Below are 26,195 nucleotides of genomic sequence, written 5' to 3' on the forward strand. Positions count from 1 at the left end.
ATTGTCATTTTTAGTCAAGGAATAATGTGCCGGTATCGGGAGGGAAGGATTGACAGGTAAAAACTATGATAAAATGGTTTTGAACAGGTGTATAATTCCATTCCACCATCATGTTAAAATAGATATTCTGAACTTCAGATAGAAGACAGGTGATAAATGTGAATAAACGAAAAGCAATACTAGAAGCGGCAGTAGAACTATTTGCAGAACAAGGCTACAACCAAACCTCGATGCAGCAGATCGCAGACAGCATCGGAATCTCCAAAGGTTCTTTGTACTCATTTTTCCAATCCAAGGAGGATTTAATCATCTCCATCTATGAACATTATCAGCAGCTCGTGTTCGAGCGGGCGTTTGTGGTCGGACTGGACGGGAACATGCCTCCGGAGGAACGCTTGGCTAAACAGTTTCAGGTCCAATTCGAAGGGATCCTTGAGTACAAATCATACATGAAGATGCATATGAGGGGAGAAACCGCCAAGAACAGCGAAAAGCTTGCCGCAATGGAGCACAGGATGAGGGGCCGGTTATTCAGCTGGCTGCAGCATAATCTCCAGCGGTTGTATGGAAATAAAATCGATCCATATAAATGGGATTTGATGTGGATGACCCAATCCATATATTCTTCCTATATGATGCTCCTGATTTCTACGGAGAGTGATCTAAAACCTGCCGATCTCGGCAAGCATATCGTCAGACAGATCATGATTCTGGCAAATGACTATTTCGAAGGGAAGAGCACCGCGCTCCTTGATGATGATATGATGAAACCATTCTCTGTCGACATGGATCGTGAAGGGGCATTTATTTCATTTGAAAAAAGGGAAGAGGCCTGGACGAATCTTTATGATAAGATACATTCCTTAAAAAGTGATGAAGCAGGGGAATATGTAAATATTGCAGACAGGATTTCGGAAGAATGCAAGAAATCAAAACCCGATGAATTAATTATTAAAGGGATGTTCCGGTTGCTCGCCGATGCAGACGGGTTGAAAAAGGAAATATCCGAATTGGAAAAACAGCTGCTGCCTTAGTCTATCCTATGGCAGCAGCTGTTTTTTTTTAAAAAAGTGATTTAACAATCATTGTTTGTAAAACTTCACACTCTAAAGCGGTGAGGGACGGGCCTTCGAAAAGGTCCGTCCCTTGAAATGTTTAATATACTTTATCTCCGTTAAAGATAGAGTTCTTCACGACTACATAATCGACATGACGGATCGCGTCAAGATTTGTTCCTCCTGCGTAAGAGATGGAGGACTGAAGATCCTGTTCCATTTCGATCAATGTATCTTCAAGCGTTCCTTTATGTTCCACGAACATTTTCTTTCCTTCGACGTTTTTCTTTTCGCCTTTTTGGAATTCGGACGCTGAACCGAAGTATTCTTTAAAGAGCTTGCCGTCTTTCTCGAATGTCTCACCAGGAGACTCTTCGTGTCCTGCAAACAATGAACCGATCATGACCATTGATGCACCAAATCGGATGGATTTCGCAACATCACCGTGTGTACGGATTCCGCCATCTGCGATAATCGGCTTGGATGCCGCTTTGGCACACCAGCGAAGTGCTGCCAGCTGCCATCCCCCGGTACCGAATCCTGTTTTGATTTTCGTAATGCATACTTTACCAGGTCCGATGCCGACCTTAGTCGCGTCCGCACCCGCATGCTCAAGTTCTCTGACCGCTTCGGGAGTCCCGACGTTGCCGGCGATCACAAAGCTTTCAGGAAGCTGTTTTTTGATGTGCTGGATCATATTGATCACGGCATTGGAATGGCCGTGTGCGATGTCGATTGTAATATATTCAGGAGAAAGCTGCTCTTCTGCCAGCTGTTCCACGAAGGTGTATTCTTCCTCTTTCACACCCACGCTGATGGAAGCGTATAAGCCCCGTGCGTTCATATCTTTTATAAAACTGATTCTTTTTCCGGGTTCAAAACGGTGCATGATATAGAAATAATTATTTTCTGCCAAATAAATAGCGATTTTTTCATCTATGATCGTCTGCATATTTGCAGGAACGACTGGAAGCTTGAAGGAACGGCCGCCAAGTGTAATGGACGTATCACATTCCGAACGGCTGTTTACCACACATTTTGCAGGAATTAATTGAATATCTTCGTAATCAAATACATTTTCCATGAATAACACCCCTAAAAACGAATATTAAAGTTATTTTAATTTAAAAATGTTCGTTCCTATCGTAATATACAACATTTTCTATCAGGGTGTCAAAGGTTATTTTCTGAAATTTTTTCCTGATTTGCAAAATAAAAAAGAGCAGGGGACAAAACTAAAAACCCCCTGCCTCAAGACGAACATTTTTATGCAGACTCTAATCAACGCTATTGATTTCCGTGCAAGACATCGCTTTCCGCGGGTAGCCCGTGAGCCTCCTCGTCGCGTTCGCTCCTGCGGGTTAGAAAAGCGGAAGGGCTTTGGTTAGAGGCGGGTGGCATAAGGCGAATCGGCCATGAAGGCGTTCTTTGCCTTCTTGGACGAGTTGACTTATGACATGTGCCTCTAAGCCCTGGAGCTGGACAAGTCTCACATTGGCCACTTCTCCCGCAGGAGTCTTCGTCTTGCACTCCAATCAACCGCTGGAAAAGCTAAAACTAAACGAACATTTAAACAAAACTATAAAAAAACCGAACCAATATGAATTCAGGGATCCACATTGATTCGGATTTTACTTAGAATAAAACACTTTTGTCCTACCTCGTTTTTGTAGTTCAGGATCTTTCAATATTTTCGTTCATTTTCACAAGGACACTTCGGTAAACCATCAGCTCTTCTTCAGAAATACCGGATAGGATGTTCTCTTCCCATATCCCCTCGATAATAGGTGTCAATTCCTCTTTGAGGGCGATTCCTTTATCTGTAATAAACAGGATGAACGAGCGGCGGTCCTCTTTATTTTTTTTCTTGATAATCAGCTCTTTCCGCTCAAGGATATCAAGGATTCTGGTGACGGTTGGCTGATCCTTTTCAGCTTTGACCGCCAATTCCTTCTGATTGATTCCATCATTTTCAGATAGCCGCTTCAGAACGGTCCATTGTTCTGGAGTGATATCGAAATTCTTAATGTTCATAGATAAGAAACGGATAATGTTCTTAACCGTATTACTGGTAAAAAGTCCGATTGATTCATCACGTGTATCATGCATGCCTTATCACCTACTACGAATATTGTCTGCTTCTATCATACTACAAAAGTCACTGGGAATGAGAACGATTTCAATTTAATTGTTATAACAAGTATATTTACTTTTGTTATTGTTGTATATATAATTAGTATAACAACTAATTGATAAAACATACTTGAGAGCTTTAAAGAAAGGGGATATTCATGAAAGATACGACAAACAGCATTTGGACAAAGCCCTTTTTGATGGCTTTATCAAATAACTTTTTCGTCTTTTTAGTATTTTATTCTTTGTTGACTGTGCTGCCTGTCTACGTCATTGCTGAGCTTCAAGGCAGTGAAGCACAGGCCGGACTTGTGACAACGATGTTTTTATTGTCGGCGATCATCGTTCGGCCATTTTCAGGGAAAATCATCGATAGGCTCGGGAAAAAGAAAACCTTGGTGATTTCGGTGTTTTTCTTTGGTGCTTCTTCCTTCTTTTATTTTCTGATAAGCGATTTGTATCTATTACTGGGATTGCGCTTTTTCCATGGAATCTGGTTCAGTATCGCTTCGACCGTTTTGGTTGCGATAGCAGCGGATATTATTCCAGAGCATCGAAAGGGAGAAGGAATGGGATACTTTGCGATGTCGATGAATCTTGCCGTTGTAGCCGGTCCCTTCCTTTCATTGGCACTGGTTCAATTCATTCCTTACTCTGTGCTCTTTCTTCTTTTAGCTGGCATGATGGTTATCGCATTCATCCTTACTTTCGCCATAGAAACAGCTGAAGCTCCTGCTTCCGTAACGAAAGCTGCCAAGCGTCTTACAGTGAAGGATCTGATTGAATTAAGGGCGATACCTATTGCATCGGTAGGGTTCCTGACTGCATTCGCATATTCGGGCATCATGTCGTTCATCTCCGTCTACGCCAAATCGGTCGGCCTTTTTGAATCAGTCAGTGTATTTTTCGCTGTCTTTGCGGCAGTCATGCTGTTATCAAGACCTTACACAGGGAGGCTATTTGATCATAAGGGACCCGATTCGGTCATTTATCCCTCCTTATTTATTCTTGCGGGCGGGCTCATCGTTTTGAGTGTCACGCATTCCACTGTTATTCTCCTGCTCGCAGGTGCACTGATCGGGCTGGGATACGGTGCGTTGCTGCCCAGCTATCAGACGATGGCGATCCAGTCTGCAGCGAGGGAGAGAACGAGTCACTCAACAGCCACATTCTTTATTTTCTATGACCTTGGAATCGCAGCCGGTTCCGTCATTCTTGGAATGATTTCTGCAGGACTTGGGTTCACAAGTCTTTATCTGGTTTCGGGTTTCGTTGTTCTGCTGACCATCTTTATTTATAAACTTGTCTCAGATCAATCTCAGAAAAAGCAGTCCCGAAACGCAGAAGTGATGGAACAATAAAAAATCTGCCCTGAATCGGTTGTACGATGAACCGATGGGGGGGCAGATTTTTTTATTGTTTATCAGCTTGCCTGTTCAGCCAGCACGGTATGTTTCAGCTGACGGTATTTTGAATAAAAAAGTCCGGTCATGATCAGGGACAGGCATCCAAATAACACAGTCATGATCTGTAAGCCGACCAGATCCAAAAGTAAGCCTGTAATGAGCAGGACAACCTGGAAAATCAAGCGGTCCAGCATGTTTCGGAATGAGAAGAAGCGGCCATGGAATTCCTTGGGCATCCTGGTTTGGAAAATAGTCGCAGCCGTCGGGAAGAAGCATCCCACCGCAAATCCGAAGATGGCAAACGAAACAACCGACATCACAGGATTGTCTGCGAAATAAAGCAGCAGCTGTGAAATCCCTATGACAAACGAAAAGAAGAATAATATTCTATATGGGGACATCATTTCCCCCATTTTTTTCACAAAAAACGCACCAGTCATAAATGCAATTCCTTCAGCCGTATAAATCCACCCTTTGATCGCAGAGCTGTCCTGAAGCTCACTGATATTGATGACCATGAGATTAAACCCGCCGATGAACAAGAGTGGAACCAGCGTCAAGATCAGGGTCATCAGTACAATGGGAAGCCCTTTGATGATAGGGAAGACCTCATTGAAGCTGGCGCCTTTTGCTTTCTGTCCTTTGACTTCTGGTGTAATGGACTTTTCATCAATCGACAAGAACCATGTCAGTATAAACAATGCGATATACGCTGCCAGCGACAATATATAAAGCATTGACAATGACATGACGACTAAGAGTATACCTGCAAGTGCAGTACCGAGGATCCTTGAAAGCGTGGCTACATTCATATGCACGCCATTCATCTGCAGTAAATCCTTCTCTTTGACCACCATGGGAATGGCAGCTTGGAGAGCTGGAAAATAAAAGGCTGCCGAGATTTGAATACTCACAAGGAAAACAATCATCCACAGAACAGAACCTGTTTCAATCGCGATCAGCATGAAAATGACGCTCAGTGCCCGTGTGAAACCAGAGACCAGCATCACTTTTTTCTTTTTCACCTGATCCGTCAATCTTCCGGCAAGGGGGCCGACAGCGAGTCCGGCGAGCAGGCCTGAAGCGAGAATCAGTGACTTAAGAAAATCGGACGGCACCTTTTCCTGCATGAACTCCAGATTCCCTATAATCCCAAGCCACAGACCGAGACCTGCCACAAATTCCCCTATCAATAAAATCCAAACATTTTTGTTTTTCCACATGCTGTACAGCTCCTCATCACGTTCTAAAATATTTCGATACCCTAAATATACTACGAAGTGAGATGGTTTGAAATAGTTTTATAGCAGTCAATATTTTCTCATTATCATTTTCATACCTCTGGGTCTAATTTCCCTTTTTACACAAAAGTGTATGGATGCAGTTTTAAAAAAAAATCCACAAGATCGGCCGTGATATTTTCAAGCCAGACCTTTTCAAAAGCTGCTGTCATCACATCAGAAGGCCATATGAGTGCCATGAAAGATTGTATGACAAATGAACCAAGGTGTCCGTCAATTACTGAGAACGGTTATCAATTACTCATTGACACTGATAATCATTATCAATTAATATGACGAAGAAAGCAAAAACGGAAACAACCAATGAAAGGATGATAACGAATGACAGTTCAAACTTTGAATTCAAACAAAGAATTACTAAGCCAGCAGGAGAAACGCGAATCGAATGCAAGATCCTATCCGAGAAGGATTCCTCTTGCTATCAGTGAAGCAGAGGGAATCCATGTGACCGATATGGAAGGGAAGAAGTATTACGACTGCCTGGCAGGAGCCGGTACATTGGCTCTGGGGCACAACCATCCTGCGGTCATCGAAGCGATGGAGCAAGTGATCCGTGATAAACGTCCATTACATACATTAGATCTTACAACGCCGGTGAAAGAAGAGTTCGTAAATGAACTATTCGCTTCCCTGCCGGAAGGATTCCGCGACCGTGCAAAAGTACAATTCTGCGGGCCGACCGGGGGAGATGCGGTCGAAGCTGCCCTGAAGCTGGTCAAGACAGCAACCGGCAGACAAAGCATCCTGACCTTCCAGGGAGGCTACCACGGTGCCACTCACGGAACGATGGCAATATCTGGGAACCTCAGTCCGAAGAAAAACGTCAGCGGCCTCATGCCTGATACACATTTTCTTCCTTACCCATACACGTACCGCTGCCCGTTCGGGGTTGGTGGAGAAGAGAGCCACCGCATCTCGGCACGCTATATCGAGAACTTGCTTGATGATCCTGAAAGCGGCATCCTGCCTCCAGCTGCGATGATTTTCGAGACGGTACAAGGTGAGGGCGGTTCGGTTCCGGCACCGATCGAGTGGCTGCAGGAAATGAGACGGATCACAGAAGAGAGAGGCATTCCTCTTATCATCGACGAAGTGCAGACCGGAATCGGACGGACAGGGAAGCTATTCTCATTCGAACATGCAGGAATCGTACCGGATGTATTCGTCCTTTCGAAAGCAATCGGCGGCAGTCTCCCGTTATCAGTAGTTGTGTATGACAAGAATCTGGACTGCTGGGAACCGGGAGCGCATATCGGAACGTTCCGCGGAAACCAGATGGCGATGGCCGCGGGTACGGCGACCCTGAAATATATCAAGGAAAATGACCTGGCTCAGCATGCTGACAAAATGGGACAAAGACTCCTCCAGTCGTTAAGCGGACTTCAAAGCGAGTTTCCTGAGATTGGTGATGTGAGAGGAAGAGGCTTGATGCTCGGCGTCGAAATGGTGGATCCTTCCCTGCCGCAGTCAACTTCCGGGAGCCATCCGGCAAATCCTGAACTCGCAAGCCGCATTCAACAGGAGTGCTTCAAACGCGGCTTGATCCTTGAAGTAGGAGGCAGACACGGAGCCGTCGTCCGATTCCTTCCGCCGCTCATCATTACGGGGGAGCAATTGGATGAAGTCTTCGCCATCTTCAATGAAGCTGTCTCGGCTTCAGTCGTGAGGTAATCCAAATGAGCGCAGTCATGATGTCAACATATAAAAAAACGGCGTTTGACTCCTTCTTTCTTCACCAGGGGAAAGAAGGGCTCACCGCTTTTGAACAAGGAATGGAACAAGTAAGTAAAAAACTGAAAGACGTTTATGAGGATACCGGGCAGCCTTTTATAGGAAAAACACCTTCTGAAATAGAGAAAGAAATCGCGGGGATCATGAATTTTTCCCGGGAAGGCAGATCGATTCAGGAAGTCCTCGATGAGATCGAAGGCCCTGTCCTAAAGAACAGTCTTCATATCTCACATGAAAAGAGCATGGCTCATCTACACTGTCCGCCGCTTCTCCCGGGGATCATCGGCGAATGCATCATCGGTACATTGAATCAGTCCATGGACTCCTGGGATCAAAGCACCGCAGCTACGTATGTAGAAGAAGGAATGGTGGAATGGCTGAAGGAAACCGTCCTTTATCCAGCAAACTCAGACGGTGTGTTTACAAGTGGCGGTACGCAATCCAACTACATGGGGCTTTTACTTGCCAGGGATTCCTTCTGCCAAAACCTTTGGGGCCATAACGTGCAGAAGCATGGTTTGCCGGCCGACTTTCAAAGGCTGCGCATCCTTTGTTCAGAAGATGCCCATTTTACCGTAAAGAAGTCAGCCTCTCAGCTGGGTCTGGGTGAACAGGCTGTCATCACGGTAAAAACGGATGAGCATCATCGTATGTGCGTGAACGATTTGCAAACTGCACTGGGCAGGCTGGAGGAAGACGGCATGCTGCCGTTCGCCCTCGTCGCTACATGCGGTACCACTGATTTCGGAAGCATCGATCCATTGCCGGAACTCGCTTCCATCTCTGAGGAATATTGCCTTTGGTTCCATGTGGACGCGGCTTTCGGAGGAGGATTGCTCCTGAGTCATTCTCACCGCGATAAGCTTGAAGGCCTTGAAAAGGCAGACTCGATCACAATCGATTTTCATAAATTATTCTATCAGCCTGTCAGCTGCGGGGCGTTCATGGTGAAGGATCGCCGGCATTTCGGATTTCTTTCTCACCATGCTGATTATTTAAACCCCTTAAAAGATGAAAGTGACGGCATCGTGAATCTCGTGACGAAATCGACCTCTACGACTAGAAGGTTCGATGCATTGAAGCTGTATCTTTCGCTCAAGACAGCAGGGATTAGAACTTTTGGAAAAATGATCGACCATACGATGGAGCTGGCCCGCTATACAGCAGGGTACCTTGAAGGGCTTGACAGCATCGATCTCAAAAATAAACATCCTGAAATCAATACCATCATCTTCAGGTACAAGCCGGAGACTGAAATCGGCATCGGCCTTGATGAACTGAACAGGGCGATTCAGCAGTCGCTCCTGCATGAAGGAAAAGGTGTCATCGCAAAGACAACCGTTGAGGGAGAAACCTTCTTGAAGCTGACTCTCCTGAATCCGAGAACAAGGGAAGAAGATATCCATGAGCTGATGGATGAAATAGAAAAGACTGCAACTCAACTAATGAACGGAGGTTTGGCCCGTGTATGATACGAAGCAACTAGCCGAGAACGCGACGATACAAAGCTTTCTGAATTGTTATTTAAGGGAGACCGGGAATTTTGAAGAAGCGCCCGAGTATAAGGAACATCCTTTATTGATGACCGAAGGAATAGAAAAAGTGCTCGTCTCTAAATTGGTCCTTCAGAAAATTGAATTGGTAGCCGGGTTGACATACTGGTCTGAAACAGACCGCCATTTATTCTCTTTCCCGATCTACTATCGCACCGCAGGCAGCGAGGACTTGCAGCCGATTGACTATATCACGCTTACGTCCCTAATCGTAAAAGAATTCTTATTGGATAAAAGTTTCAGTGGAGCCGAGGATGAACTCATTTACCGTGTCATCCTGAGCTGCCGCAGTATCAAGACGTATCTGGAGGACCGCGTGGAGGACGCGGAGTCTCTGGCACAAGAAGACTTTGAATTCATCGTAGCGGAGCAGTCACTTTTATTCGGGCACCTGCTCCACCCGACCCCTAAAAGCAAACAGGGTCTGACGGAAACGGAGGATGCGACCTATTCCCCCGAGCGTAAGGGAGAGTTCCAGCTTCACTATTTTGCAGCGGAGAAATCACTCGTTCTCCAGGATTCCAGCCGACAGCTGTCTGCAGCATCGATCATTTTCGAAGAATTGCAGAATGATGCCGAAGTCGATCAGAATTGGCTGAGCGAGATCATTGAAAAAGAGGAGAAAGTACTTATCCCCGTTCACCCGCTCCAAGTGAAGGAACTGATGGAGCAGCCGGAAGTCCAAACGAGGCTCTCTAATGGGGAGCTTGAGTATATAGGTCCCGTAGGGAAGAAATTTACGGGCACTTCATCATTCAGAAGCGTGTACAGTAAAGACTCTAAATATATGTATAAATTCTCTGTGCCTGTCAAAATCACAAACTCCCTCCGCATCAACCAGGCGAAAGAGCTTGCAAGGGGAGTGGAGGTTTCAAGACTTCTGGAGACTGAGGTTGGACTAAGTATCAAACGGAATTTTCCCAACTTTCGGATTTTGGAGGATCCGACTTACTTGAATCTTGTATCGCGACATGAACTTTCAGGATTTGAAGTGGTGATCCGCGACAATCCTTTCTATGAAAATAGCAAAAATGTCAGCCTAATCGCAGGACTGTGTCAGGATCATGCCTACGGTGGAAAACCAAGGCTGCATAGCATCATCAAGGGGATCGCCGACCGTGAAAATCGTTCGGTGGAAGAAGTCAGCATCGACTGGTTCAACCGTTACCTGTCCATGACGCTCGACCCGATGATATGGCTCTTTGGCACTTATGGAATCGCGCTTGAGGCCCATCAGCAGAACTCGGTCATCAAGCTCAAGGACGGTTACCCTGAAACCTTCTATTACCGCGACAATCAAGGGTACTACTACAGCGAATCAAAGGCAGGCAAATTGATGGAGCTGCTGCCTGAATTGAATACGCTGAGCGACACGATCTGCGCTGATGACGTGGCTGAGGAGCGCCTGAGATATTACTTCTTCTTCAATCATCTGTTCGGTCTCATCAACGGCTTTGGAGTCAGCGGCTTGATCAAGGAAGAAAAGCTGATCAATGTATTGAAGGAGCGTTTGAAGACGCATGAAGAAACGATGCCATCAGACCTTCTAAGCAGCCTGTTGTATCAGCCGGTGCTTCCTTGTAAAGCCAACCTGCTGACCCGTTTCTATGACATGGACGAGCTTGTCGGCCCGATGGAATCACAATCCGTTTATACGATGGTGAAGAACCCGATTGCGGGAGAGGTGGAGATTCTCCATGCGCTATGAGTTTTATGATGAAGAAATAGGAAAGAAGATTTCTTTTGAAAAAGTAGAGTTTGAGCGGGATGTGGAAATGATTCACGACTGGATGACCGAGGAGCATGTTCATCCGTTCTGGAACCTTAACATCCCTCTTGATAAGTTTAAGGAACATTTGAAAAACGCATTGAACGATGACCACCATACGCTTTATATCGGGTATTTGAATGATGTACCGATGAGCTACTGGGAGGTCTATTGGGTCAACGGAGATGTGCTGGAAAAAACGTATGACGCCGCTCCTCATGACCAAGGTGTCCATTTATTGATCGGTGATACAGAATTTTTAGGAAAGGGATACTCTTTACCGCTGTTAAGGGAAATGGTCCGGTTCCAATTCCAGGATGACCGGACAGAAAAGGTCATGGCGGAACCCGATATCCGGAATGAGAAAATGATCCATGTGTTTACAAAATGCGGCTTCAAGAGAATCGAACCGATTGAACTGCCGGATAAAACCGGACTGCTCATGACATGTGAGCGGGAAGAATTCGAAAAGAGGTGGACCTCATGAACAACAATGAAATCTATGACGTAATCGGCATCGGGATCGGTCCCTTCAACTTAGGTTTGGCAGCCTTGCTTGATGAAGTGCCGGATATAGAGGCACTGTTCCTCGAAAAGAAATCGGAATTCAATTGGCATAAGGGCATGCTGATTGATGGGACGACCCTGCAGGTACCGTTCTTCGCAGACCTCGTTTCGATGGCCGATGTCAGAAGCAAATACAGCTTCCTCAACTATTTGCAGGCTCACAACCGGCTGTATCACTTTTATTTTCTTGAAAAGTTCCATATTCCGAGAAAAGAATACAACCATTATTGCCGCTGGGTCTCCGAACAGTTGACACAATGCCGGTATGGAATGGAAGTGGAGCGGGTCGTGCCGGTTAAGTTGGAAGGCGGCGGACAGGGCTATGAAGTATCCGTTTGGAATAACGGGACGCACACTGAAGAACAGTTCGTGACGCGGCATCTCGTGATGGGCATCGGATCTGTCCCTTCTGTGCCTGAACATTTCAAAGAACATCTCGGAAGAAGCGTCTTCCATTCTTCAGAGTATCTGGAGAAAAAAGAAATCTGTAAAAAGGCACGCTCAGTAACGGTCATCGGCTCGGGCCAGAGTGCAGCAGAGGTATTCCTGGATGTTGCAAAAGAACAGGAGGAGAGCGGATTCACCCTGAATTGGTTCACCCGTTCAAAAGGATTCTTCCCGATGGAATATTCCAAACTCGGTCTTGAATACTTCTCACCGGATTATACGAATTTCTTTTACAGCCTGCCGCAGGAAAAGAAGGATGCTCTCCTGAAGGATCAGGACCTCCTGTATAAAGGAATCAGCGCCGACACGATCGAGGAGATCTATGACTATCTGTACGAGCGCTCGATCGGAAGTGAATACCCTCCGATTTCCCTGCAGGCCATGACGGAAATCACCGGGCTTGAATCTCGAGGCCGTGGCTATGAAATCCATGGTTATCAGCGTGTGAAAGAAGAAGGATTCACCCAAGACACCGACGTCGTCATCTTCGGAACAGGTTACAAAACGACGGTCCCATCGTTCCTGTCCGGGATAAAGGATGATTTGGCATTTGATGACGCCGGCAGATTCAAGATTACAAAGGATTACCGCCTGGAGACCTTCTTCGGCGATGCTGGCAGCATCTTCATTCAAAACGGGGAAATGCACACACATGGTGTCGGAGCACCGGACCTTGGACTCGGCGCACACCGGAATGCAGTCATCATCAATCAATTGGCTGGAAGGGAAGTATATCCGGTTGAGACGAAGAATGTTTTTCAGACATTTGGCGTGGAGAAGGTTTCAAAATCACCGGTTACAACGTAACGAAACGTTTTAAAAATAATAGACAGAAAGAAGGGTTACAATGCAATTTGCCAGCGAAATACAAAAGGTATTGAACAAAGACAACTGGAAAAAGGTCAACCGCAAACTGATTGCAAAGATGTTATCGGAGTATATGTACGAAGATATGCTTCAGCCTGACATTCTTGGCGAAGAAGAAAAGACCATCACATACTCCTTACAGATTTCAAAGGACAAACAGTATCGCTTCCAGGCCGAGAAACGATTCTTTGACAGCTTCGATGTGAAGTGGGACACGATTGACATCGCAAAGGGTGGAGAAACAAAGCCGGCAGAGAGCGCGATCGAGCTGCTGGTCGATCTTCAGGGACTCATACCGATGTCATCCGAGACAGTCGGACATCTGATCAAAGAATTGAACGCCACCTTGATTGCCGATGCCCACCTGCTCGAAAAAGAGTCGAAATCATCAGATGAACTCATCCATGTTGATTATGCAGAGCTTGAAGGCTTTATGACCGGCCATCCCTGGATTACATATAACAAGGGCCGCATCGGCTTCGGCTACGATGACTACCTGAACTATGCTCCCGAACATGGGAACGAGATCCGCCTATCATGGATTGCCGTTGCGAAAGACATTGCTTCTTTCCAATCAATCGATCGTTTGAAATATGATGACCTGCTTGCGTCTGAACTGTCTGAAACAGAAAGAACTTCTTTTGAAGAGATAGTGAAGGAGCAAGGGGCAGATCCGGCAGATTATTTCTTCATGCCTGTGCATGAATGGCAGTGGAAGAATGTCCTGATTCAGAATTTCCCGGAAGAGCTTGCCGGAAAATCAATCATTCCTTTGGGAGAAGGCAACGACAGCTATCTTCCTCAGCAGTCGATTCGCACATTCGTGAATATGACGAGCAAAGAGAAGCACCACGTCAAGCTTCCGATGAGCATCCTCAATACCCTGGTATATAGGGGGCTGCCGTCCGAACGGACATTGATTGCTCCGCAGGTGACTGAACTCATCAAAGGCATCGCTGACAACGATTCATTCCTGAAGGACGAATGCCGTGTCATCCTGCCGGGAGAGAACGCAAGCATGAACGTCGATCATCGTTATTATACCGGGATGAAACAGGCTCCTTATCAATATCTTGAGATGCTCGGGACGATTTGGAGAGAAAGCATTTATACGTATCTTGACGAAGGCGAACAAGCCATCACACTTGCAGCGCTTCTTTATGAAGATCATGTCGATAAACCATACGTGCAGAGTTTGATTGAAGACTCCGGACTTCAGGCCGACGAATGGATGAAGACGTTCTTCAAGGTGGTCATGGATCCGCTGCTTCATTACCTGTATCAATACGGGACAGTATTCTCGCCGCACGGTCAGAACACCATCGTCGTCCTAAAGGATTCCGTTCCACACCGGTTAGCGATCAAAGACTTTGTCGATGACGTCAATATTTCAGACCAGGACTTCCCTGAGCTCAGGGGCTTATCGAAAGAATTCAAAGAGGTGCTGAGAAGCGAGCCGCCGGAAGGGTTGACTCAATTCATCTTCACTGGTTTGTTCATCTGCCATCTGCGTTACCTGAGCAATATACTCGTCAACCATGAACTTATGGAGGAAGAAACATTCTGGAGCCTGCTGGCGCAGTCCATCCAGGATTATCAGGACAGATTCCCTAAGCTGAAGGAACGTTTCGAGCTGTTCGACTTCTTCAAGCCCCAGCTGACGAAACTTTGCCTGAACCGTAACCGCATGGTGGATTACGGATATTCAACCGGCGATGACCGTCCTCATGCTTCAGAGTTCGGCAAAGTGAACAATGCCCTGGCGTTATTCAAGGTGAAAGAAACGGTTTAAAAAAGTGATAAAAGCAGCCGCCAACATAGTTCGGGCAGCTGGAGATCATAACGGATCAGCACCAGATCCTCAAGAAAGAAGGTTTAGCATATGAGTATAATCGTACAGAAATTCGGCGGGACCTCTGTCGGTTCTGCAACAAATATCAAACGGATGGCTTCAAGGGTGATTGAGGAAAAGAATAGGGGAAATGATGTCGTCGTAGTCGTCTCAGCCATGGGGGATACTACCGACACCCTGACAAGGCTTGCAAGCGAAGTATCCATCCAGCCGAAAAAAAGAGAAATGGATATGCTCCTGTCAACAGGGGAGCAGGTGACGATCGCTCTCCTAGCCATGGCCCTCCAGGAAAAAGGGGTGGAATCGATTTCATTCACCGGCGGACAGGCAGGGATTCATACAGATTCTGTTCACGGCAACGCCAAAATCAAAACGATTGACCCCAAGCCGATTTTAAAAGAGCTCGATGCCGGGAAAATCGTGGTGGTGGCTGGTTTTCAAGGCGTAACCGAAGAAGGGTATATCTCTACTTTGGGCAGGGGCGGATCCGACACGACAGCAGCCGCGATCGCAGCCCAGCTTGGTGCGGAACGCTGTGATATCTATACGGACGTCGATGGCGTGTACACCTCCGATCCCCGCTATATCAGGAAAGCTGCCAAAATTTCATCCCTTACGTACGATGATATGCTGAACCTGGCAGCGAGAGGAGCGGGTGTCCTGCACCCAAGATCAGTCAAGTACGCGAAAAAACATGGGATCCCGATGGTGGTCCGTTCCAGCCTGACAAAAGAAAGGGGGACGTTCATCAACTATTCCTCCAAACGGTCAGACAGATACCCTGTCATCGGAATCGTCTTTCAAGGCGAAAGAACAAGTATCACCCTCGGTGCATTTGACGGCGGAAGCGAAATTCAATCAGCTATAAGATCGACCCTTGCAACCCGGAACATCGAGTGTGACTTTTTCAAGAAGCCACAGGATAGCGAACTGACACTGCTCGTCCAACACAGTGACTTGAAAGAGTCACTGGAGCTTCTTTCAGAAAGAAAAGAGCAGCTCAAGTTTGACCGGTTCAATACCCAGGAGGATCTGGCAAAAGTAGCGGTCATCGGAAGCAACATCCATACGCACCCTGTCATCCAGGGAAAAGCCGCCAAAGTGCTGGCTGCTGCACACATTGAATTCAAGCTCATCGAGGATTTGCCTGGAAGTGTCACTGCAGCCGTGAAACAACATGACATGTACCGGGCCGCGGAGCTTCTGCATACTGCTTTTGGATTGGATGTTCAGGAAATGAGAAAGGTTGTTGCGATTCATTGAAAAAAAAGGAAACTTCCTGCCGGGAAGTTTCCTTTCGTCATTTTGTCTTTAAAAACTGCAAACTTCGCTCTACACTTTCGATCGGGGAAGTCCCGCACTCATCCTGCTCGACGATCCACCAATCAATGCCTCCTCCATTCCCGAACCCCAGCACCGTTTCAAGATTTACTCCGCCAGTTCCGAGTTCTGCAAAAAAACGTTCGCCATCCGTGGTCATATCCTTTAAATGAACAAGAGGAGAGCGGTCCCTGTAGCGATTCAGCCATTTATCAGGTCTTTCCCCGGCAAAGGTCAACCAGTAGATATCAAATTCCGCTTTGACCCAATCGGGGTTTGTTTCATCCAGGATGGTCTCCAGCGCGGTCCGTCCGTTGCTTAATGCTTCTAACTCAAAATCATGATTGTGATAACAAAGAGATATGCCTTCACGCGCACATTTTTCACCGATTTCATTCAAATCATCAATCAACCGGAAATAGTCCTTTTCCGTTCTTTCTTCAGGCTCTAGATATGGGCACACCACAAAGCTCGAGCCTAATTCCTTTTGATCATATATGACCTTGTCCGCATCTGATCTTAATTCAGAAAGCGCGATATGACTTGAAGCGGCTTTTAGCCCCAAGTCATTAAGCACCCGCCTTAATTTTTTCATTGTTAAATCTCCGTAACCTGCAAGCTCCACTCCATCGTAACCAATCTGGGCGACCTTTTCCAGTGTACCTGTAAAATCGCGGTCGGCTTCATTACGCAGCGTGTACATCTGCAGCGCGATGGGAATGTGATTCATTTTATGTACCTGCCTTTCTGGACCCCTTTTAATAAGACTTCTGAAAGTAAGGCAGAAATCCTTTATTACATATAAAAAAACTGCCCAAAACGGTTGGTTGCAACCAGCTTGGGCAGGCTTTTTTATTTTACGGCCGGTGACTTGACTTTCAGACACGCAAGCTTCTTTTTATTTTGAAAAACAGAATAATGTGCTGCCGCAATTTTTTCTTCTACATAATCCAATGAAAATGTACCAGAAGGATCAGCCAGACTCCCGATGGCCCTCGACAAATGATCGACCACATGCTTCAAATCAACTCTATCTCCAAGCTCGCTGTCAGCGTTCATTTCATCCATAATTTCATAAGCGAGATTTTGAACATGATACAAACGTCTCTGCTCCAATTTGAATCCCCCTTTGTCATATTCGTGTCTTTTCTGATTATATGGCCGGAAAGGGATGGTTATGATAACGAACATTAGGGTATAGGTTTTTAACACCCCAAGGTATGAACAGAAGAGAAATAGTGAATTCTAATGATAACTGAGGAGGTGAAGAAACATGGCACAAGATGTACTATGTGAAGTAAGCAACTGCAAATACAACAAAGAAGGTAAACAATGCTCAGCCGACCAAATCTTCGTCGTGAGCCACAAAGGGAACAAAGCTCATAACAGCGAAGAAACGGATTGTAAAACGTTCGAACCTGGTATGTAATCGATCTGTTAAATGATATTAGGAGCCTATTCATTTTTGAATGAAGTTCCGGCAGGCAACCATTGGCGTGGTTGTCTTGTTTTTAAATAGTATTGATAATAATTATCATTCTTATTCGTGGATTAGGTGATTTTTGTTAGAATATGAACGGGGGAAGGGTGTGTAGTGTCGATATTTGTCGGGAATTCGGTGGTTCGCCCATAAATTTAAAATATCGCCCCTATATTCAATATTTAGCCCTTATATGGAGAATTTAGCCCATATATCGCAAATATCGCCCATATTAAGACTACCAAAGGATAATTTTTACAATTTTTAACCTGAAATAAAGGATTTTCACCTCCCGATAGAGAAGTATAAGAAGAAAATATCTGATTGGAGTGGTGAAATGATCATACAAGATCGCGAAATACCCCGAATTATACTAAAACTGCAAGCTTTACTTCGAAGACTTCCTCTGCATCATCCGAAAATACAAGTCCTAGTGGACGAACTTAACAGAAGGTCGGCAGGGTATAAAGGAGAAGAGGCACTAGATTACCCGCTCAGCCTTCTAGATCCTAAGAAATACCTGATTTTCCATGGACTTCGTTTGCAAATAAACAATAACTTCTTTCAAATCGACACGTTGGTCATATCCAAGAATTTTATTCTCCTTATTGAAGTGAAAAACTTAGCTGGCAGTATTTATTTTGACCCTGTTTTCAGTCAGTTGATTCAAATGAAAGATGACCAGAAAATTGCTTTTCCGGATCCTCAAATCCAGCTTCAAAGGCAAGCAGAACAATTTAAAAAATGGCTTCTTCAAAATGGATTTTCAACTATCCCTGTATTCAGCCTAGTAGTAATAAGTAATGATAAAACAATTATTAAAACTTCTCCCGATAATATTAATCTTAATTCCAAGGTAATCCACCGTCACCTTTTCCCAATGCAAATCCACAAATATGAAAAATCTCACCAATATGAAAATTATAATGACAAAGAAATTAAAAAGTTGATTCGCTTATTAAAGAAAAAACATGAGATGGCAGACCATTCAATTTTAGAGAGATTCAATCTATCTCCAAGTGAAATCAGGCAAGGGGTCATATGCGACTCATGTGATCATAGTCCTCTAGTCAGGAAACACGGGTCCTGGTTCTGTATTAAATGCAAAAATAAAAATACTGATGGACATATCCAGGCTTTAATTGATTACCAGCTGCTAATCAACCCGACAATCACAAATGGAGAAGTAAGAAGATTTCTTAATGTCGAATCAAGATACGTTGCCAAAAGACTTTTAATATCTCTCAACCTCCCAACCACCGGGACAAAAAAAGGCACCACCTACGACCTCACCAAACTCACCAAGCAAAAACCTCACCCAAATCCAAACAAAAAACCCGCCACCACCAAGTGACGAGTCCATCATTCCTTCTCAATCCATTCCCGGGACCACTTTTCAATATTTTTCATCAGCGGTTGCAATGAATATCCTTTTTCAGTAAGGGAATATTCAATTCTCACCGGGGTTTCCGGATACACTTTACGTTCAACGATGCCTTCTTCTTCAAGCTCTTTCAGGCGTTGGGATAGAAGTCGGCCGCTGATGCCGGTTGCATCTTTTATTGTGCAGTTGCGCTGGGGGCCGGATAGTAATTGGTAGATGATGAGTGCGCTCCAGCGCTGGCTTATGATGCTGATGGCTTTTTCAAATCTCGGGCATATTTCTGAAGTATTCACCTGACTATCCCTCCTTTTGAAAGGATTATACCATAATAGATAATAAAATATAAATTAGTTACTTGACTATAAATGGTTATTAAAATACTATAAGTTACATAAAGTAACTAAACGCCAAATCAACCAACTTTAAAAAGGAGATCAACTTAATGAACTTTCACCAACCTCCAAATACTCATGTAGGTCAAGTCACGATAAATGTCCAAGATCTAAAAAGATCACTGAATTTCTATCAAAAAGTCATCGGCTTCAACGTCTTAGATCAATCACAAAACAAAGCACACTTGACTGCGGATGGCCATACACCGCTGCTTACAATCGTGCAGCCGGAAAATGTCACTGGAAAACAGCCACGAACGACAGGGCTCTACCATTTTGCGATCTTATTGCCGGAGAGGGCTGACTTAGGAAGAATATTAAACCACTTTGTCCAATTGAGTATCCCTCTAGGATCGTCCGATCATCTTGTGAGTGAAGCACTTTACCTGAGTGATCCTGATGGAAATGGAATAGAAGTCTATTGGGATAAACCTTCATCCGACTGGACTTGGAATGGCGGACAGGTAGAGATGGCAGTCGACCCGATCGATGCAGAAGCCATCTTAGCGGAAGGGAAAGGAGAACCATGGAAGGGACTGCCGCCGCAAACACTGATGGGTCATATTCATTTGCATGTTGCCGAACTAAATGAAACTGCAGATTTTTATACGAGGGGACTCGGCTTCGAAGTCGTATCCAGATTTGGGAATCAGGCGCTGTTTATCTCTACAGGAAGCTACCATCATCATATTGGGCTGAATACGTGGAACGGGGTAGGTGCGCCGCAGCCCGCCGAAAACAGTGTGGGATTAAGTTCGTTTGACATATGTTTCCCAAGCGAAGATGAAAGGAAAATGGCAATCACCCGTCTTACAACTCTCGGGGTGAAAATAAACCATGAACAAAACGGAAAGATTTCAACAGTAGATCCGTCAGGAAACAAGATGTACTTATCGATCTAATAGCAAAGCCGCCACGGAACCAAAACGAGGCGGCTTTTTCAAAACGTCATCCTTCACTGGGATCATACTCATCATAGATGAGCCTTGTGACCATTGTTGCTTCTCCCTTTTTTACATCCTCTTCCGTTGCTTCTTCACCAAACGATTGTTCTTCATCATAAGTGGGTGCCACTTTGCTTTCTTCTGATTGGTATGGATTTTTCTTTTTCATATAGGATCCTCCTGTTATCGATTTCTTACTTAGTGTGAAAGGAAAACTGAAAAGTATACCGTTTATTTTTAAAACGGAGAAGGAGGGGGGAACCAAGGCGTACGAGTATATACGCCGGAATAAATAAAGGAAGGGCTGCAGGTGGAATTTATGTTATGGACAATGGATGATTGAGGGTGTATCAGATTTTGAAAGTAAATGAAGGTATTATGAATGGCTTGCGGGGGCACTGCAAGATGAAGAGGTGGATTGACTTTGAACCAAAGCGGACAGGATCGATCCGACCGCCTGGATCCAGCTTCCGATTACATTCAGGTCCCCGCTGTCTTCGTTGTTTAATTCCAGGATTCCCGAGATGGCCTGTAAAGAGTTGCCGATTACCTGCAGGGCATTTCCGTATATCGAAAGCAATTCGTCCAATGTTCGTTCCTCATCTAAGGAATCGGCGACAGCGGCAGAACCACCCAAAGCCTGAAGGAGGTTTCCTTTGATATTGAGTTCTTGGTTCGTCACTTCATTAAAATGAATCATCAGACCGGTAATGACCGTTAAATTTCCAATGGATTGAATTTGGTTGCCGATTTTTGATAAGCTGACTGGATCTTTGATTGTATCGGCTTCGAGGGCATTCCCTGTAGCCTGCAGTTCATTTCCAATGATGTCGATGTTTTGGAGTGTGTCCTCAGACACATACTTGTTCGGAGTATTTCCTATCGCAGAAAGGACTGTCCCGATCGCTTGAATCCAAGCTCCAAATGTGGCTTTAAACTCATTCCCCATGTAAATCGCCTACTCTTTGAGTTCTACGATAGTTTATACAAAAGTGGCGGAGATGGTTAATCGCATATGTTGCTGCTTAACATTTGTACGTCCGTTTCTCGTATGAGCTTGAGTTCGAAAGAGCACGTACACACGTTACATTCAGACCACTGGCCTATGTAAGAAAAGAAGCAAACTCTCAGAAAATACCTGTCATTTAAAGTGAAAAGGCAGAAGCGGGAAGGTCTTCTGCCTTTTTATTATCTGTCAAGCTTCACAATATCTGCATCGGGGTTTGGACGATCGAGTATCAGGTCCCTTAATATCCGGGAGCCGAGCATGCTGTATACGGTGCCGTTTCCACCATAGCCAAGTAAATAGTAGGTCCGCTTTTTATCAGGATGCCTCCCGATATACGGCAGGTGATCGAGGGACTCACCGAAACTCGCTCCCCATGCATATTCCATTTCAATGTTCAAATCGGGAAACATCTTCTGCAATTCTTTTTCAATCCGTTTTCCTTGTTTCTCGATTTTTTCTTTCGTTTGCGGAGCCTCAGGCGGATCTTCATCCAGTCCGCCGGCAATGATTCGATTATCCACGGTGGTCCGCAGATACAAGTAGGGTCTGTTTGTTTCCCAAATCAACGATCTTTCATGCCACTGCGATAGATCATCAACCGGTTTCGTGGCGATAGCATAGGAACGATTGATTTCTGTGCCGATATTTTTACCAAGAGAAGTTGTCTCGTAACCTGTCGAATAAACGACGTGAGAAGCCGATAGCGTTCCTTTAGTCGTTTCGATTAACACCTTGTCCCCGTCTTCTTTTACCTCGACCGCTTCTGTCCCCTCAAATGCGGACATATTGTGTTCTTTTAAAAATTCGAATATTCCATTCACAAACCGGAATGGGTTCACTTCCGCATCTCCGTGGGTGATCAGCGCTCCCGTCTTTGAGAATGGAAGATGTTCTTTCATATCCTTGCGTGACCAATAGTCCACAGGAAACCCATGCTGTTTCAGAGTTTTGTACTCTTTTTTCAGTTTGGGCAGGTGGAGTGGTGTACTCGCATAATAAATACTCTTTCTCCGGGTGAACTCCGGAGAAACCGGCACACTCATCGCCACCTCTTCCAGATGATCAATCGCTTCCTGACACAGTTTATAAAATCGGACGGCTTTCTCCTCACCGATTTGCTCGATCAGTTCGTGCAGCATGATATCATTCGAAAAATGAAGCAGCCCGGTGTTGGCGGAAGTGCTGCCGGAAGCCAGCTGCTTTTTTTCAATGATCGCGACTTTCAAATCTTCCTGAGAAAGGACATAGGCACAGAGTGCACCTGACATGCCCCCTCCGATGATCGCCACATCGTAATGCGTTCGAAAGTCTTTCTCTGCATCGTTATAGGTGGTCGGCCAAAAAAGTTTCCCGTTGTGTAATTCCATCTTCTATTGATCCCCCAATGAGTAGTGACTATTAGAATTTGTTTCTATTGCATTCCCTTTGGGAAGGGGATTGAAACTTAGATTAGTATTAAACCATCAGGAAGAGGCCGGGATGCTGCATCCCGGCCCCAGTTTTCATCATTCTTTTGTATAATTCAAATCCCAAGTCACTCCAAATGGATCTTGTACTTTTGCGTAAACGGCTCCCCAGAACGTATCTTGCAGCTCCATGTGGACAGTACCTTTTTGTGAAAGGCGTTGATAATATTTTTTAATATCTTCTTCATTTTCAAATTCAAGGACGAGGGAAATGTGGTTTCCGGGGGTGACGGACTGATCCCCGAATGAATCAGACACCATTAGGAATAACGCTTCTTTTTTAAACTGGGCATGCATGATCCGCTCATCATATTCGGGAGGTGTTGGAAAGTCTGCGTCACCAAACGTCTGAACGTTCATCACTTCACCATCGAACACTTCTTTGTAATAGGCCAGTGCTTCTTTAGCTTTTCCGTCAAAAGTCAAATAGGGTGTAGCTTGATGTTTCATGAAATCCACTCCAGTCATTTTGTTTTATGTATTACTCCTTTATTATAGACGATTCGGGTTTTAACAATCATGTAAAATGATAGGTTGATTGCCTTTTATAGCTGTTACACATCTTTGCTGGTTTTCGAGCGAGGCTCTGCTTTTCCTCAGAAGTCTATCTTGAGCTTCAAATAACAGCTGGACTAAAAAAAGGATGACCCCAAAAGGATCATCCATCAGCTTATCTAAATAATACATTCCAGCGCTCAGCCTTTTCAAGTGCGGCATGGTCATTGACCACTTCGCCCGGTTTCACACCGGCACCGATCATGTAGTCTGCAAATTCCATGTTAACGAATTCAAAGATATAATTGAACTGCTGAACCAGGGGCAGCCCCTTGATACGGGCGCTTGGTCCGCCGCTGATGACGACATAGGCTTTTTTCTTTGTCAGCTCTTCTTTCAGATTAAACCGTTCATCACGTAAGTATTGACTCCAGCGGTCAAAGAAATTCTTCATCGGTCCGCTCATGCCGTACCAGTATAGCGGAGTGGCAAACAGAAGGATGTCGTGTTCTTGAATCAATTCAACGAGTTCTTCATAATCATCTTCGACAGGTGAGAAGCCTTCTTCAGAATGTCTCATATCCACGATCGGCTTGATATCCAAGTCTGCAAGCGTCACAATCGTATGGTCGGTTCCCTCGACGATTTTCTTGGCAAGATATTCAGAATTCCCGTCTTTCCTCGTACTTCCCAGCAAGGCTAATACTTTCATCTGTAACTCTCCTTCTCTTATATCAGCTGTTATCCTCAGTATATTCAACCATGGGCGAACAGGGAATGGACCCGGAAGCTTCATGGGTTGTCTTTCGTTTATTTGACAGGGTTAAGTCCCTTTTTTAAAATTTATCGAATCTTAAATCCTTCTTCTCTTAAATACAAAGCAGCTTCATCATACCCGCCAAAACTGTCCTCCAAATTTTCACCCGCGTAAATATTCCAGCGGTCATCTTCTTCCACCAGCAGAAGAGTATGGCCTTCGGAATCTTTCCACGTTTGTTCGACTGCAGGTTCGATTTCTTCCTCTTCAGAAAGATATGAAATGGAAGCGGTGATGATTTCGCGAAGCTCATCTTCATTGAACTCCCGGATATTAACGAGCCCTTTTTTATCAGCTTCATATTGGGGAAGATCTCCCGTATAAACAAATCCGTTTCCGTTAGGATGCAGATGATAGACTACGATGGTCTTGTCATAAAGACTCTCTTCAAAATGAAAATTCACCCGATTGAGTGACACATCTTTCTTTGTGAGCTCATCGAATGTTTCAATGATATCCAGTTTCTCTTGGAATGTCAGCATGTAAATTCCTCATTTCTATATCAACGATTTTTTCATTATAGCACAGTCCCCTATTTTTAAAGAAAAGTTAGGGGTATAATGAGGGGAAAGAGGTGACCAAATTGAAAGATTTCACATCCTTAGGCCTGCAGCCTAAGTACGCAGATGCATTAAAAGAACAATCCATTACAGAACCGACACCAATCCAGGTTGAAACGATACCTGTTTTATTAAATGGCGAAGATGTTATTGGACAAGCACAGACAGGTACGGGAAAGACAATGGCCTTCCTGCTGCCGATGCTTGCTAAAATCGATAAAGAAAAAGAAAGTATTCAATCCCTGATCGTCACTCCCACAAGGGAACTGGCGATACAGGTGACGGCGGAGCTCAACCAGCTTCTGTCCGCTTCAAAAGAAGAAATCAATGTGCTCGCCGTTTACGGGGGACAGGACGTTGAGAAGCAGATCAACCGATTGAAAAATAGGGCGATCCACATTGTCATCGGGACCCCGGGACGGATCCTGGATCACGTACGCCGTGGAACGATCGATTTTTCAGAAGTATCGTTCCTTGTTTTGGATGAAGCGGACCAGATGCTTCATATCGGATTTTTTGATGAGGTAGAGGCGATTATCCGCGAGACCCCTTACACGAGACAGACTGCCTTGTTCTCAGCGACCATGTCAAAGGACATCCGGAAAATCGGAAAGCGCTATATGAACAATCCTCATAACGTACAGATCCGTGAAAAAGAAAAGATCGTCGAGGAAATCCATCAGGAAGTCGTCGAAACGACCGACCGCCAGAAGCTTGACGCCCTCAGTCAAACAATCCATGATGTCCAGCCGTTTCTCGGCATCATTTTCTGCCGGACAAAAAGACGGGTAAGCAAGCTGCACATGGATCTGAAAGCAAGGGGATTCCTTGTCGATGAGCTTCACGGAGACCTTTCCCAGGCTAAAAGGGAAGCCGTCATGAAAAAGTTCCGCGAAGCCAAAATCCATTTACTGATCGCGACGGATGTTGCGGCCCGCGGTCTGGACGTGGAAGGCGTCACACACGTCTTCAACTATGACATCCCGCAGGATCTCGAGAGCTATATTCACCGGATCGGCCGTACCGGTCGTGCCGGAAAAGACGGACTCGCGATTACCTTCTCTGCATTGAAAGATAAGCAGGCACTTGAAATGATCGAGCAAGGAATCGAGCGTTCATTGCCGAGGCGAGAGGTTGAAGTGTCTCCTTCATCCGGCCAAAGCTCTTCCCGCAGTAAAGGGAACAATGAGAGTGCCAAAGAAAGAAGAGAGCGGAACATCCAGGCAAGCCGGGAACGCAGTGGGAAAGGCGGACGGGCATCAGCCGGACGGGGCGGCAGTCGCGGATCAAGCGATCGTTCATCTGCTAAATCTGATGGTAGAAGTCCATCTGGAAAAGGTTCTTCATCTGCTGGCAGAGGCGGCGGCCGTGGAAGCGGCGGAAGGTCCGGGGGACGCAGGGGCAGCTCAAGCCAGGGCTCAGGCGGCAGAAGAGGCCGGTCTTAATTTAATTTTTTATTATAGGGAAAAAGCATGGTGCGTGGTGGTGCGCAGCCATGCTTTTTTGTTGTAATTTTGTGGTTAATATTGGTAAGTGACGGAATTATCCGCAGAATCGAAAGAATAATGGGGTAAACTCGAAGAATCTAGGTGAAAACTAAAAGATTAATAACTGAAACTCGAAGATTATGACCCAAAACCGAAAGATT

At 45.2% G+C, this 26,195-nt stretch carries 25 protein-coding genes; 13 read left to right on the plus strand and 12 right to left on the minus strand.

Annotation, left to right across the window (positions count from 1 at the left end):
• Nucleotides 1-158: 158 nt before the first annotated feature.
• Entirely contained in the window at nucleotides 159-1,034 is an 876-nt protein-coding gene (locus ACXAFV_RS05095; RefSeq protein WP_475124901.1) for a TetR/AcrR family transcriptional regulator, read from the plus strand.
• A 121-nt stretch (nucleotides 1,035-1,155) separates the two neighbouring features.
• Here ACXAFV_RS05095 and guaC read toward each other — a convergent pair whose 3' ends face one another.
• Both guaC and ACXAFV_RS05105 read right to left on the minus strand, forming a co-directional pair.
• A complete protein-coding gene (gene guaC, locus ACXAFV_RS05100) occupies nucleotides 1,156-2,139 on the minus strand; it encodes a GMP reductase (protein ID WP_475124903.1) in 984 nt (327 codons plus the stop codon).
• Nucleotides 2,140-2,729: 590 nt separating this feature from the next.
• Complete coding sequence (locus tag ACXAFV_RS05105) at nucleotides 2,730-3,164, minus strand: MarR family winged helix-turn-helix transcriptional regulator (protein ID WP_475124905.1); 435 nt, start codon at nucleotides 3,162-3,164, stop codon at nucleotides 2,730-2,732.
• Between the two features lie 182 nt (nucleotides 3,165-3,346).
• Here ACXAFV_RS05105 and ACXAFV_RS05110 point away from each other — a divergent pair, with 182 nt between their 5' ends.
• Nucleotides 3,347-4,549 (plus strand): MFS transporter, encoded by a 1,203-nt coding sequence (locus ACXAFV_RS05110; protein WP_475124907.1) that lies wholly within the window; start codon nucleotides 3,347-3,349, stop codon nucleotides 4,547-4,549.
• A gap of 62 nt (nucleotides 4,550-4,611) precedes the next feature.
• On the opposite strand, the gene ACXAFV_RS05115 is transcribed toward ACXAFV_RS05110, so the two are convergent.
• Nucleotides 4,612-5,817, minus strand: coding sequence for an MFS transporter (locus ACXAFV_RS05115; RefSeq protein ID WP_475124909.1), 1,206 nt, complete (start codon nucleotides 5,815-5,817; stop codon nucleotides 4,612-4,614).
• A gap of 399 nt (nucleotides 5,818-6,216) precedes the next feature.
• On the opposite strand from ACXAFV_RS05115, the gene ACXAFV_RS05120 reads away from it, so the two are divergent.
• The 7 genes from ACXAFV_RS05120 to ACXAFV_RS05150 all read left to right on the plus strand — a co-directional run bounded on the left by ACXAFV_RS05120 (nucleotide 6,217) and on the right by ACXAFV_RS05150 (nucleotide 15,943).
• Nucleotides 6,217-7,566 carry a diaminobutyrate--2-oxoglutarate transaminase gene (locus tag ACXAFV_RS05120; RefSeq protein ID WP_475124911.1) on the plus strand — a complete coding sequence of 450 codons (1,350 nt, stop codon included), beginning with the start codon at nucleotides 6,217-6,219 and terminating at the stop codon, nucleotides 7,564-7,566.
• 5 nt (nucleotides 7,567-7,571) lie between these two features.
• Nucleotides 7,572-9,098, plus strand: coding sequence for a pyridoxal phosphate-dependent decarboxylase family protein (locus tag ACXAFV_RS05125; protein ID WP_475124913.1), 1,527 nt, complete (start codon nucleotides 7,572-7,574; stop codon nucleotides 9,096-9,098).
• Nucleotides 9,091-10,887, plus strand: a complete 1,797-nt coding sequence (locus ACXAFV_RS05130; RefSeq protein ID WP_475124915.1) for an IucA/IucC family protein — start codon at nucleotides 9,091-9,093, stop codon at nucleotides 10,885-10,887. Before ACXAFV_RS05125 ends, ACXAFV_RS05130 begins: the two co-directional genes overlap by 8 nt.
• A gap of 16 nt (nucleotides 10,888-10,903) precedes the next feature.
• Nucleotides 10,904-11,434 carry a GNAT family N-acetyltransferase gene (locus tag ACXAFV_RS05135; RefSeq protein ID WP_475126069.1) on the plus strand — a complete coding sequence of 177 codons (531 nt, stop codon included), beginning with the start codon at nucleotides 10,904-10,906 and terminating at the stop codon, nucleotides 11,432-11,434.
• Complete coding sequence (locus tag ACXAFV_RS05140) at nucleotides 11,431-12,768, plus strand: lysine N(6)-hydroxylase/L-ornithine N(5)-oxygenase family protein (RefSeq protein WP_475124917.1); 1,338 nt, start codon at nucleotides 11,431-11,433, stop codon at nucleotides 12,766-12,768. The genes ACXAFV_RS05135 and ACXAFV_RS05140 overlap by 4 nt, the downstream gene beginning before the upstream one ends.
• A 40-nt stretch (nucleotides 12,769-12,808) precedes the next feature.
• Nucleotides 12,809-14,620, plus strand: a complete 1,812-nt coding sequence (locus ACXAFV_RS05145) for an IucA/IucC family protein (protein ID WP_475124919.1) — start codon at nucleotides 12,809-12,811, stop codon at nucleotides 14,618-14,620.
• A 90-nt stretch (nucleotides 14,621-14,710) separates the two neighbouring features.
• The gene (locus ACXAFV_RS05150) at nucleotides 14,711-15,943 is read left to right on the plus strand and encodes an aspartate kinase (RefSeq protein ID WP_475124920.1); all 1,233 of its coding nucleotides are present in this window, start codon (nucleotides 14,711-14,713) and stop codon (nucleotides 15,941-15,943) included.
• Between the two features lie 37 nt (nucleotides 15,944-15,980).
• Here the strand turns inward: ACXAFV_RS05150 and ACXAFV_RS05155 are convergent, their stop codons facing one another.
• Together ACXAFV_RS05155 and ACXAFV_RS05160 are read right to left on the minus strand one after the other, a co-directional pair.
• Nucleotides 15,981-16,730 carry a sugar phosphate isomerase/epimerase family protein gene (locus ACXAFV_RS05155; protein ID WP_475124922.1) on the minus strand — a complete coding sequence of 250 codons (750 nt, stop codon included), beginning with the start codon at nucleotides 16,728-16,730 and terminating at the stop codon, nucleotides 15,981-15,983.
• A gap of 122 nt (nucleotides 16,731-16,852) precedes the next feature.
• Nucleotides 16,853-17,068: a hypothetical protein gene (locus ACXAFV_RS05160; protein WP_475126071.1), complete on the minus strand. Its 216-nt coding sequence runs from the start codon at nucleotides 17,066-17,068 to the stop codon at nucleotides 16,853-16,855.
• A gap of 205 nt (nucleotides 17,069-17,273) precedes the next feature.
• On the opposite strand from ACXAFV_RS05160, the gene ACXAFV_RS05165 reads away from it, so the two are divergent.
• A complete protein-coding gene (locus ACXAFV_RS05165) occupies nucleotides 17,274-17,429 on the plus strand; it encodes a DUF1540 domain-containing protein (protein ID WP_446244221.1) in 156 nt (51 codons plus the stop codon).
• 388 nt (nucleotides 17,430-17,817) lie between these two features.
• A complete protein-coding gene (locus ACXAFV_RS05170; protein WP_475124924.1) occupies nucleotides 17,818-18,834 on the plus strand; it encodes a nuclease-related domain-containing protein in 1,017 nt (338 codons plus the stop codon).
• Between the two features lie 8 nt (nucleotides 18,835-18,842).
• Here ACXAFV_RS05170 and ACXAFV_RS05175 read toward each other — a convergent pair whose 3' ends face one another.
• Nucleotides 18,843-19,157: a winged helix-turn-helix transcriptional regulator gene (locus ACXAFV_RS05175; protein ID WP_475124925.1), complete on the minus strand. Its 315-nt coding sequence runs from the start codon at nucleotides 19,155-19,157 to the stop codon at nucleotides 18,843-18,845.
• 149 nt (nucleotides 19,158-19,306) lie between these two features.
• On the opposite strand from ACXAFV_RS05175, the gene ACXAFV_RS05180 reads away from it, so the two are divergent.
• Nucleotides 19,307-20,158 carry a VOC family protein gene (locus ACXAFV_RS05180; protein ID WP_475124927.1) on the plus strand — a complete coding sequence of 284 codons (852 nt, stop codon included), beginning with the start codon at nucleotides 19,307-19,309 and terminating at the stop codon, nucleotides 20,156-20,158.
• Nucleotides 20,159-20,204: 46 nt separating this feature from the next.
• Here ACXAFV_RS05180 and ACXAFV_RS05185 read toward each other — a convergent pair whose 3' ends face one another.
• From ACXAFV_RS05185 to ACXAFV_RS05210, 6 genes are all read right to left on the minus strand, one after another.
• The gene (locus ACXAFV_RS05185) at nucleotides 20,205-20,369 is read right to left on the minus strand and encodes a hypothetical protein (protein WP_475124929.1); all 165 of its coding nucleotides are present in this window, start codon (nucleotides 20,367-20,369) and stop codon (nucleotides 20,205-20,207) included.
• Between the two features lie 207 nt (nucleotides 20,370-20,576).
• A complete protein-coding gene (locus tag ACXAFV_RS05190; RefSeq protein ID WP_475124931.1) occupies nucleotides 20,577-21,149 on the minus strand; it encodes a DUF6944 family repetitive protein in 573 nt (190 codons plus the stop codon).
• 239 nt (nucleotides 21,150-21,388) lie between these two features.
• Nucleotides 21,389-22,576, minus strand: a complete 1,188-nt coding sequence (locus ACXAFV_RS05195; RefSeq protein WP_475124933.1) for an NAD(P)/FAD-dependent oxidoreductase — start codon at nucleotides 22,574-22,576, stop codon at nucleotides 21,389-21,391.
• A gap of 138 nt (nucleotides 22,577-22,714) precedes the next feature.
• Nucleotides 22,715-23,125: a VOC family protein gene (locus tag ACXAFV_RS05200; protein ID WP_475124935.1), complete on the minus strand. Its 411-nt coding sequence runs from the start codon at nucleotides 23,123-23,125 to the stop codon at nucleotides 22,715-22,717.
• Between the two features lie 220 nt (nucleotides 23,126-23,345).
• Nucleotides 23,346-23,882, minus strand: coding sequence for a flavodoxin family protein (locus ACXAFV_RS05205; RefSeq protein ID WP_475124936.1), 537 nt, complete (start codon nucleotides 23,880-23,882; stop codon nucleotides 23,346-23,348).
• 131 nt (nucleotides 23,883-24,013) lie between these two features.
• Nucleotides 24,014-24,469, minus strand: a complete 456-nt coding sequence (locus tag ACXAFV_RS05210; RefSeq protein ID WP_475124937.1) for a hypothetical protein — start codon at nucleotides 24,467-24,469, stop codon at nucleotides 24,014-24,016.
• 92 nt (nucleotides 24,470-24,561) lie between these two features.
• Between ACXAFV_RS05210 and ACXAFV_RS05215 the strand changes: the two genes are divergently transcribed.
• Nucleotides 24,562-25,992, plus strand: a complete 1,431-nt coding sequence (locus ACXAFV_RS05215) for a DEAD/DEAH box helicase (protein ID WP_475124939.1) — start codon at nucleotides 24,562-24,564, stop codon at nucleotides 25,990-25,992.
• The last annotated feature ends 203 nt before the right edge of the window (nucleotides 25,993-26,195 follow it).

The organism is Rossellomorea sp. ABR4_012 (assembly GCF_056159545.1).

Coding starts and splice junctions, on each gene's coding strand:
- guaC (WP_475124903.1), bottom strand. CDS start 2,139: ATGGAAAATGTATTTGATTACGAAGATATTCAATTAATTCCTGCAAAA.
- ACXAFV_RS05105 (WP_475124905.1), bottom strand. CDS start 3,164: ATGCATGATACACGTGATGAATCAATCGGACTTTTTACCAGTAATACG.
- ACXAFV_RS05110 (WP_475124907.1), top strand. CDS start 3,347: ATGAAAGATACGACAAACAGCATTTGGACAAAGCCCTTTTTGATGGCT.
- ACXAFV_RS05115 (WP_475124909.1), bottom strand. CDS start 5,817: ATGTGGAAAAACAAAAATGTTTGGATTTTATTGATAGGGGAATTTGTG.
- ACXAFV_RS05120 (WP_475124911.1), top strand. CDS start 6,217: ATGACAGTTCAAACTTTGAATTCAAACAAAGAATTACTAAGCCAGCAG.
- ACXAFV_RS05125 (WP_475124913.1), top strand. CDS start 7,572: ATGAGCGCAGTCATGATGTCAACATATAAAAAAACGGCGTTTGACTCC.
- ACXAFV_RS05140 (WP_475124917.1), top strand. CDS start 11,431: ATGAACAACAATGAAATCTATGACGTAATCGGCATCGGGATCGGTCCC.
- ACXAFV_RS05145 (WP_475124919.1), top strand. CDS start 12,809: ATGCAATTTGCCAGCGAAATACAAAAGGTATTGAACAAAGACAACTGG.
- ACXAFV_RS05150 (WP_475124920.1), top strand. CDS start 14,711: ATGAGTATAATCGTACAGAAATTCGGCGGGACCTCTGTCGGTTCTGCA.
- ACXAFV_RS05155 (WP_475124922.1), bottom strand. CDS start 16,730: ATGAATCACATTCCCATCGCGCTGCAGATGTACACGCTGCGTAATGAA.
- ACXAFV_RS05160 (WP_475126071.1), bottom strand. CDS start 17,068: ATGGATGAAATGAACGCTGACAGCGAGCTTGGAGATAGAGTTGATTTG.
- ACXAFV_RS05165 (WP_446244221.1), top strand. CDS start 17,274: ATGGCACAAGATGTACTATGTGAAGTAAGCAACTGCAAATACAACAAA.
- ACXAFV_RS05170 (WP_475124924.1), top strand. CDS start 17,818: ATGATCATACAAGATCGCGAAATACCCCGAATTATACTAAAACTGCAA.
- ACXAFV_RS05180 (WP_475124927.1), top strand. CDS start 19,307: ATGAACTTTCACCAACCTCCAAATACTCATGTAGGTCAAGTCACGATA.
- ACXAFV_RS05185 (WP_475124929.1), bottom strand. CDS start 20,369: ATGAAAAAGAAAAATCCATACCAATCAGAAGAAAGCAAAGTGGCACCC.
- ACXAFV_RS05190 (WP_475124931.1), bottom strand. CDS start 21,149: ATGGGGAATGAGTTTAAAGCCACATTTGGAGCTTGGATTCAAGCGATC.
- ACXAFV_RS05195 (WP_475124933.1), bottom strand. CDS start 22,576: ATGGAATTACACAACGGGAAACTTTTTTGGCCGACCACCTATAACGAT.
- ACXAFV_RS05200 (WP_475124935.1), bottom strand. CDS start 23,125: ATGAAACATCAAGCTACACCCTATTTGACTTTTGACGGAAAAGCTAAA.
- ACXAFV_RS05205 (WP_475124936.1), bottom strand. CDS start 23,882: ATGAAAGTATTAGCCTTGCTGGGAAGTACGAGGAAAGACGGGAATTCT.
- ACXAFV_RS05210 (WP_475124937.1), bottom strand. CDS start 24,469: ATGCTGACATTCCAAGAGAAACTGGATATCATTGAAACATTCGATGAG.